General features: G+C 67.4%; 6 protein-coding genes. 4 read left to right on the top strand and 2 right to left on the bottom strand.

Annotated features, from left to right (window positions below; all coding sequences use genetic code 11):
• The first annotated feature begins 370 nt into the window (after nt 1-370).
• From BKN37_RS24435 to BKN37_RS24420, 4 genes are read left to right on the top strand one after another with little or no spacing between them, the layout of a single operon-like run.
• Nucleotides 371-1,225 (top strand): oxygenase MpaB family protein, encoded by an 855-nt coding sequence (locus tag BKN37_RS24435; protein WP_071029526.1) that lies wholly within the window; start codon nt 371-373, stop codon nt 1,223-1,225.
• Nucleotides 1,203-1,805 (top strand): TetR/AcrR family transcriptional regulator, encoded by a 603-nt coding sequence (locus tag BKN37_RS24430; protein ID WP_071029524.1) that lies wholly within the window; start codon nt 1,203-1,205, stop codon nt 1,803-1,805. The genes BKN37_RS24435 and BKN37_RS24430 overlap by 23 nt, the downstream gene beginning before the upstream one ends.
• 44 nt (nt 1,806-1,849) lie before the next feature.
• Nucleotides 1,850-3,682 (top strand): amino acid permease, encoded by a 1,833-nt coding sequence (locus BKN37_RS24425; RefSeq protein ID WP_071029522.1) that lies wholly within the window; start codon nt 1,850-1,852, stop codon nt 3,680-3,682.
• A gap of 20 nt (nt 3,683-3,702) precedes the next feature.
• Nucleotides 3,703-4,470 (top strand): DUF2127 domain-containing protein, encoded by a 768-nt coding sequence (locus tag BKN37_RS24420; protein ID WP_071029520.1) that lies wholly within the window; start codon nt 3,703-3,705, stop codon nt 4,468-4,470.
• Between the two features lie 68 nt (nt 4,471-4,538).
• Here the strand turns inward: BKN37_RS24420 and BKN37_RS24415 are convergent, their stop codons facing one another.
• On the bottom strand, nt 4,539-7,403 hold the full coding sequence (locus BKN37_RS24415) for an MMPL/RND family transporter (RefSeq protein WP_071029518.1): 2,865 nt from the start codon (nt 7,401-7,403) through the stop codon (nt 4,539-4,541).
• On the bottom strand, nt 7,400-7,804 hold the full coding sequence (locus BKN37_RS24410; RefSeq protein ID WP_071029517.1) for an MmpS family transport accessory protein: 405 nt from the start codon (nt 7,802-7,804) through the stop codon (nt 7,400-7,402). Before BKN37_RS24410 ends, BKN37_RS24415 begins: the two co-directional genes overlap by 4 nt.
• Between the last annotated feature and the right edge of the window lie 158 nt (nt 7,805-7,962).

The raw sequence follows: 7,962 nt of genomic DNA, 5'->3' as shown, positions 1-7,962 counted from the left end.
GCGCGGGGTCGGGGCGGATCGAGCAGGGCGCCCAGCGCGAGTAGGCCCGCGGTGCCGGCGCCCGCGACCGCACCGGTGACACTCAGACGCAGTGCGTCCCTGCGGGTCAGCGATTTCACCAGCGCATCATGCCAAGCCGACGCGGGCCGCGGGTCTCGGTGCGCCACACGATCCGGCCACAGCCCGATAACGGCCGCGTCCGCCGGCGAGCAGACGCAGATTCGCACGATTCGGGGCCCGGGAGTGCGAATCTGCGTCTGCTCGCACAGCCGCGCGGGCCGCGGGCCGCGTCCGCGGCTGTGCGCCGACGGTCCCGGAAGTGACCGCCGTCACGTTGGTACAAAGTGCAAAATATGTAACACTGTTCCGCATGACGGAGCTTGCGGAAACCACGCCGGACACCGACGCCCTGCCGCTGGGCCCGCAGTCGCTGGTGTGGCGGTACTTCGGGGACAACCGGATGTTTTTGATCGGCCCGCGCCCGGCGGTGCTGCAGAACATGCTGGCCGAGCTCGGCCAGGGCGTGCTCGATCACTCGGTGTTCTTTTCCGACACCGCCGCACGGGTCAAGCGGTCGCTGCCGCCGATCTTCATGACCGTCTACGGCTCCGAGTGCGACAACACCGGCCAGCGGGTACGCGACTTCCACCACAACATCAAGGGCGAGATGCCCGACGGCGGCCGCTACCACGCGCTGGACCCCGACACCTACTTCTGGGCGCACGCCACCTTCGTCGACCAGGTGCTGTACTTCGCCGACACCTTCGTCAAGCGGCTGACCCGCGCCGAAAAGGAGCAGATCTACGCCGAATCCAAGACCTGGTATCGCCGCTACGGCGTCAGCGACCGGCCGATGCCGGCCGACTACGCCGCGTTCGAAACCTACTGGAACCGGATGCTCGACGAGGTCGTCGTCCCGCACAAGACCGCGCAATACGGCGTCGGGTACGTCACCAAGGGATTCCCCTGTCCCAAAGGGGTGTCCCCGGCGCTGTGGCGGGTGGTGTCGCTGGTGTTCAACCCGGTCGCGGCGTTTTTGACCACCGGTGGGATGCCGCCGAACACCCGCGCCCTGCTGGGGCTGCCGTGGAGCGACCGACAGGACCGCCGCTACCGGCGCTTCGCCGCGGTGTGCCGGTCCCGGCCGGTCAACTGGATGTGGGATCATCTGCCGATGCGGCTGCGTTACAACAAGTTCGCCTGTGCCGGCTACGCCCGGGGCTGACCCCGCCACCACGGCCATCCTCGACGCCGCGGTCGTCGAGTTCGAACGGCACGGCTTCCGCCGGGTCGCGCTCGACGACGTCGCCCGGCGCGCCCGGGTCAGCCGCACCACCATCTACCGCCGGTTCGCCGGCCGCGACGAACTGGTCGCCGCGGTCATCGACCGGGAGAACGCGGTGCTGTTCGCCGACATCGCCGCCGAGCTGAAAAACGCCGGGCGGCAGTCGAACTACTACGTCGAGGCGTTCACCGTCGCGATTATGCGGTTCCGCCGGCACCGGGTGCTGGACCGGATGATCACCGATGAACCGGCGCTGGCGCTGGACCTGGCCAAGCAGCACTACGGCGCGATCGTCGAGCGGATGGCCGACGCGCTGCGGGTGATCTTTCCGGCCGGGTTCGCCGAACGCATCGGCGCGCAGGCCGTCACCGAACTGGCCGACACCATCCTGCGGTACGCGGCGATGGCGCTGCTGCTGCCGACCCGGGAGCCACTGGAGTCCGCCGACGACATCCGCGCGTTCGCCACCGCGCATTTTCTGCCCAGCCTGCCCGCGGCGCTGCGCGCGGTTCCGGTGTAAGCATTCCCGGTCGCGGCCACGAATAACGGTGCTAGCGTCCCGTCATGTCGCGCACGCGAGGCCGCACCGAGGCCCAGCGCCGCAGCGCGCCCACCACTTTGAACCAGGGGCTGTCGCAGCGCCAGCTCAACATGATCGCCATCGGCGGGGTGATCGGCGCCGGGCTGTTCGTCGGGTCCGGGGTGGTGATCGCGGCCACCGGGCCCGCCGCGATCCTGACCTACGCGATCTGCGGCGCGCTGATCATCCTGGTGATGCGGATGCTGGGCGAGATGGCGACCGCGAACCCGTCGACCGGATCGTTCGCCGACTACGCCCGCGACGCGCTGGGCGGCTGGGCGGGCTTCTCGGTCGGCTGGCTGTACTGGTACTTCTGGGTCATCGTGGTCGGCTTCGAGGCCGTCGCCGGCGCCAAGGTGCTGACCTACTGGTTCAACGCGCCGCTGTGGGCGCTGTCGCTGCTCCTGATGGCGACCATGACCGCGACCAACCTGTTCTCGGTGGCGTCCTTCGGCGAGTTCGAATTCTGGTTCGCCGGCATCAAAGTCGCGACGATCTTGGCGTTCCTGGGCCTGGGCAGCTGTTTCGTGCTGGGCATCTGGCCGGGCGGCCACGCCGATTTTCACCACCTCACCGGCCACGGCGGGTTCTTTCCGCACGGCATCGGGGCGGTGGCGGCCGCCATCGTGGTCGCGATCTTCTCCATGGTCGGCGCCGAGGTGGCCACGATCGCGGCCGCCGAAACCGCCGACCCGCCGCGCGCCGTACAACGCGCCACCAACACCGTGGTGGCCCGCATCGCGATCTTCTTCGTCGGATCGGTGTTTTTGCTCGTGGTGATATTGCCGTGGAACTCAGCCGAACTCGGCACCTCGCCCTATGTCGCCGCGTTCAAGGCGATGGGCATTCCCGGGGCCGATCACCTGATGAACGCGGTGGTGCTGACCGCGGTGCTGTCCTGCCTGAACTCCGGCCTGTACACCGCGTCGCGGATGCTGTTCGTGCTGGCCGCCCGGCGTGAGGCGCCCGCCCAGCTGGTCGCGGTCAGCGCGCGCGGGGTGCCGCACGTGGCGATCCTGGCCTCCTCGGTGGTGGGCTTCGGCTGCGTGATCGTCGCGTGGATCGCGCCGAACACCGTGTTCAGCTTCCTGCTCAACTCGTCGGGCGCGGTGATCCTGTTCGTCTACCTGCTGATCGCGCTGTCCCAGATCGTGCTGCGCCGACGCACCCCCGCGGCGGCTCTGCGGGTCAAGATGTGGTGGTTTCCCGGACTGTCGCTGCTCACCGCGGCCGGCATCGTCGGGGTGCTGGTGCAGATGGCCTTCGACCGCACCGCCCGCACCCAGCTGTGGCTGAGCCTGCTGTCCTGGGCCGTGGTGCTGGTGCTGTATGTCGTGGGTCTGCGGTGGCGCGGGCGGGCGCCGACACCCGAGGTGGCACCGACCGGCACCGCCCGGCGGGTGCTGGTGCTGGCCAACCAAACCCTGTCGGGCGCTGAGCTATTCGCGGAGCTGCGGCGCGTCGACGCCGAGCGGCACGCCGAATACTTTCTTTGCGTGCCGGCCAACCCGATCGACACCGGGCAAGCCGAGCACACCGGCCCGCTCTATGTCGCCGACGCGACCGTGGCCGCGGCCCAGCAGCGGCTCGACGACATGTTGGCCGCGCTGCATGACCTCGGCCTGCCGGCCACCGGGGCGCTCGGCGATCATCGGCCCGCCCACGCCCTGCACGACGCGGTGGCCGGCTTCGCGCCCGATCGGGTGGTCATTTCCACGCTGCCGGTGGCGCGGTCGGTGTGGCTGCGGCACGGCCTGATCGAGCACGCCCGTGCCACGTACCCGATCCCGATCACGCATGTGCTGGCCGACGCCTGAGCGAGCATTAGTGTGCTCCTATGGTGGATTTCGCCCTGCGCTCGTGTGGGCTGCGTGGCCACGCGACCTTTGCCCCCGACGAGCCGACGCTGCGGGAGCGGCTGAAGGCCGACACGCCGGCCGGGGAGGCCTGGCGGTGCCTGCGCTGCGAGACGTTTGTGGTCGGGCCGCCGCGCGGCAGCGGTCCGGCCGACACCGCACCGGAGGTGCCACGCGGGCGGCTGCTGCGGGACCGCACTTTGATGCGGTTGCTGGCCGCCGAACGCGCGCTGCGGTGCGTGGTGTTCTTGTTGCTGGCCGTCGGCGTGGTGAAGGTCCGGGGGTCGCGGGCCCAGTTGCAGCAGGCATTCGAGCAGGACCTGCCGTTGCTGCGGCCGTTGGCCGACCAGATCGGCTGGAACCCCGACGAGTCCAAGATCGTCGCGCACATCGCCGCCGCGTTCACGCTGTCCTCGGCGACGTTGCTGTGGATCGCGGTCGGCCTGGTCGTGTACGCCCTGATCGAGCTCATCGAGGCCGTCGGGTTGTGGCTGATGCGGCGCTGGGGGGAGTACTTCGCGGTGATCGCGACCGGCGTGTTCATTCCGCTGGAAATCTACGAGCTCACCGAAAAGCTGACGATTCTGCGGTTCGGGGCGCTGGTGGTCAACGTGGTTGCGGTGATCTGGCTGCTGTGGAGCAAACGACTGTTCGGGCTCAACGGCGGTGCCGCGGCCTATTGGGAAGAACATCGCACCGAAAGCCTATTGTCCGTCGAACGCGCCGGCCTCGACGGCGCGGCGCAGTGACTCTGCGCTGACCACGCGGTCTTCTCGAACTTCTGCCTGGTACACGCAGAGTCAAACCTCGGGCGGCGTCAGTCCTCCTCGCCCCACAGCAGCAGTTGCCGCACCGCCGGACGCGACCCGTAGGGCTGCAGCATCTGGCTGGCCGGGCGCGGGCGCACCCGCTGCGGCCACCAGAACCAGCGCCCCAGCAGGGTGGCGATGGACGGCGTCATGAACGAGCGCACGATCAACGTGTCGAACAGCAGCCCGATGCCGATGGTGGTCCCGACCTGACCCAGGATCACCAGCGCGCTGAACGCGAACGTGGTCATGGTGGCGGCGAACACCAGCCCGGCCGAGGTCACCACCGAACCGGAGCCGGCCATCGCGCGGATGATCCCGGTTTTCAAGCCGGCGCCGATTTCCTCCTTGAACCTCGAGATCAGCAGCAGGTTGTAGTCCGAGCCCACCGCCAGCAGCAGGATCACGGCCAGCGCCAGCACCACCCAGTACAACTGGATGCCGAAAATGTCCTGCCAGACCAGCACCGAGAGCCCGAAGGATGCGCCCAACGACAGCGCCACGGTGCCGACAATGACGATGGCGGCGACCAGGCTTCGGGTGATGATCATCATGATCAGCAAGATCAGGCTCAGCGCGGCCAGCCCGACGATCATCAGGTCGTATTTGACCATGTCCTGGATGTCTTTGTAGGTCGCCGCGGTTCCGGCGATATAGATGTGCGAGCCCTCCAGCAGCGTGCCCTTCACCGCCTCCTTGGCGGCGTTGCGGATCGCGTCGATATGCGAAATGCCTTGCGGGGTCGCGGGATCACCCTCGTGGGTGATGATCATCTCCACAGCCTTGCCGTCCGGGGACATAAAGAGTTTCAGGCCCCGCTTGAAGTCGGGGTTGGCGAACACCTCGGGCGGCAGGTAGAAGGAATCGTCGTTCTTGGCTTTGTCGAAGGCTTGCCCCATCGCCGCCGGGTTGTCGTTCGCGAACGCCGACTGGTTGTTGATCCCGGAATTGGTGGCGTAGTTGGCCAGCGTCAGCTCCAGATTCTCCAGCTGGTTGTCGATCTGGGGCGGCAGCAGCGAAACCAGTTGCGGCTGCAGCGCATCCAATTTGTCCAGGCTGGCGGTGATGCTGGTGAACTGTTCGCTGAGCTGGCTGATGCCGTCGAGGGCGTCGAACACGGACCGGAACGCGAAACAAGCGGGGATGTCGTAACAGTGCGGCTCCCAATAGAAATAGTTGCGCACCGGCCGGAAGAAATCGTCGAAGTTCGCGAGCTTGTCCCGCAGGTCGTTGATCACCGTGATGGTGTCGTGAAAGCTCTGGGTTTGTTCGTGGGTGGCGGCGGCGCTTTGCTGCTGCAGGCTGTACTGCTGCCGCAGGATGTCGATCGTGTCCTTCAGCACGCCGGCCTGTTTAAGCAAGTCGGCGGCGCGGGCTTTCTGGTATTCCAGGTTCATCACTTGGCCGACGCTTTGCTGGCTGAGCTGAAACGGGATCGAGCTGTGGTCCAGCGGTGTCCCCAACGGCCGGGTAATGGTCTGCACCTTGGCGATACCGGGGGTGTGGAAGATGTTTTTGGCCACCCGTTCCAGCACCAGCATGTTGGCCGGATCGCGCAGGTCGTGATCGGCCTCCACCATGACCAGCTCGGGATTGAGCCGGGCCTGCGAGAAATGCCGCTCGGCGGCGGCGTAGCCGACCTTGGCCGGGGTGTCGTCCGGCAGGTACGGCTTGGAGTCGTAACTGGTCTTGTACCCGGGCAGCGAGACCAGGCCGATCAGGGCGACCGCGATCGTCACCACCAGGATGGGGCCCGGCCAGCGGACGATGGCGGTGCCGATGCGCCGCCATTCCCGGGTCCGCATCGCGACCTTGGGTTCGAAGATGCGGAGCCGGCTGCCCACGGCCAGCACGGCGGGGGCCAGCGTGAGCGCGGACAGAACCGACACCAACATGCCCACGGCGGCCGGAACCCCCATGGATTGGAAATAGGGTTGCCGCGCGAACGTCAGGCAGTACACCGCGCCGGTGATGGTCAGCCCCGAACCCAAGACCACGTGCGCGGTCCCGTGAAACATGGTGTCGAACGCGGTTTCTCGGTCCTCGCCGGCCCCGCGCGCCTCGTGGTAGCGGCCCAGCACAAAGATCGCGTAGTCGGTGCCGGCGGCGATGGCCAGCAGCGTCAGGATGTTCACCGAGAACGTCGACAGCCCGATCAACCCGGCGTTCCCCAGCACCGCGACGACCCCGCGCGCGGCGGCCAACTCGACCAGGACCGTGAGCAGCACCAGGATCGTGGTGACCAGGGAGCGATACACCCACAGCAACATCACCACGATCACCACGAACGTGATCAGGGTGACCTTCAACAGGCCCTCGTTGCCGACTTCGAACTGATCGGTGATCAGCGGCGCCGCCCCGGTGACATAGGCTTTGACGCCCGGCGGCGGCGGCGTGTCGGCGACGGCGTCGCGCACCGCGTTGACCGATTCACCGGCCAGGGCGTCGCCTTGATTACCGGCCAGATACACCTGAACCAGGGCGGCCTTGCCGTCGTTGCTTTGGGACGCCGACGCCGTCAACGGGTCGCCCCAGAAGTCCTGGATGTGTTCGACGTGCTTGGTGTCGCGGCGCAGCTTGTCGATCAGGGTGTCGTAGAACCGGTGGGCGTCGGCGCCGAGGGGCTGCTCGCCTTCCAGCACGATCATCGCCGCGCTGTCGGAATCGAACTGTTGGAACACCTTCCCGATGTGTTTCATCGCCTGCAGCGACGGTGCGCTGGGCGAGCTCATGCCCACCTGATGCGCTTTGGCGACGGCCTCCAGTTTGGGCACCGCAATGTTCGTGACCGCCGCCAAACCCAGCCACAGCAGGATGATCGGCACCGCCAGCATCCGGATGCTGTGCGGCAGGCGACGCCGCTGGTTGCTCATCCGGACTTGTCCAGGCAGAAGGTGTAGGCGTGCACTTCGTTGACGGTCCTCTCGTCCTTGACCTCACCGTTGATGACGATGCGGCAGCCGAGCGTGCCGCCGTTGCCTTGCGCCGTCAGGTTGGCGATGACCGCGGGGTCGGTAGTGGTGATCTCGTAGCGCCACGGCAGCGGCGCGTGGTCGACGCGCTGCGGTGCGGCGTGGATGTCTTGGTAGTTGATCGTGGCCACCGCCCCGGGGTCGCCGAAGACCTCATAGACCACGTGCTTGGGGTTGAACGGCACGCTGTCGTTGAGGACCCCGGTCGGGGTGGACGTGTCGTTGTGCGAGCCGAAGATGCCGTGCAGCCGGTACACACCGAATCCGGCGAGCGCCACCACCGCGACGGTCACCAGCACCATCCACCCGCGTCTCACCAGCCCGAAGGCTGAAATCCCCTTCACCCGTGAACCTTTCGATAACCGGTGACGCGACCGGGGGGTCGGGGTCATCGTTGCGGAGTGCCGAGATTTCTAACGGTACGGTACCGGACCGGACTCCACAAGAGACGGCGTCGTGC

Origin of the sequence: Mycobacterium talmoniae (genome assembly GCF_001854525.1) — a bacterium.
In the GTDB taxonomy this organism is placed as follows: Bacteria; Actinomycetota; Actinomycetes; order Mycobacteriales; family Mycobacteriaceae; genus Mycobacterium; species Mycobacterium talmoniae.
Note: the sequence above shows the minus strand (reverse complement) of the source record. Positions and strands in the feature narration are given on the sequence as shown.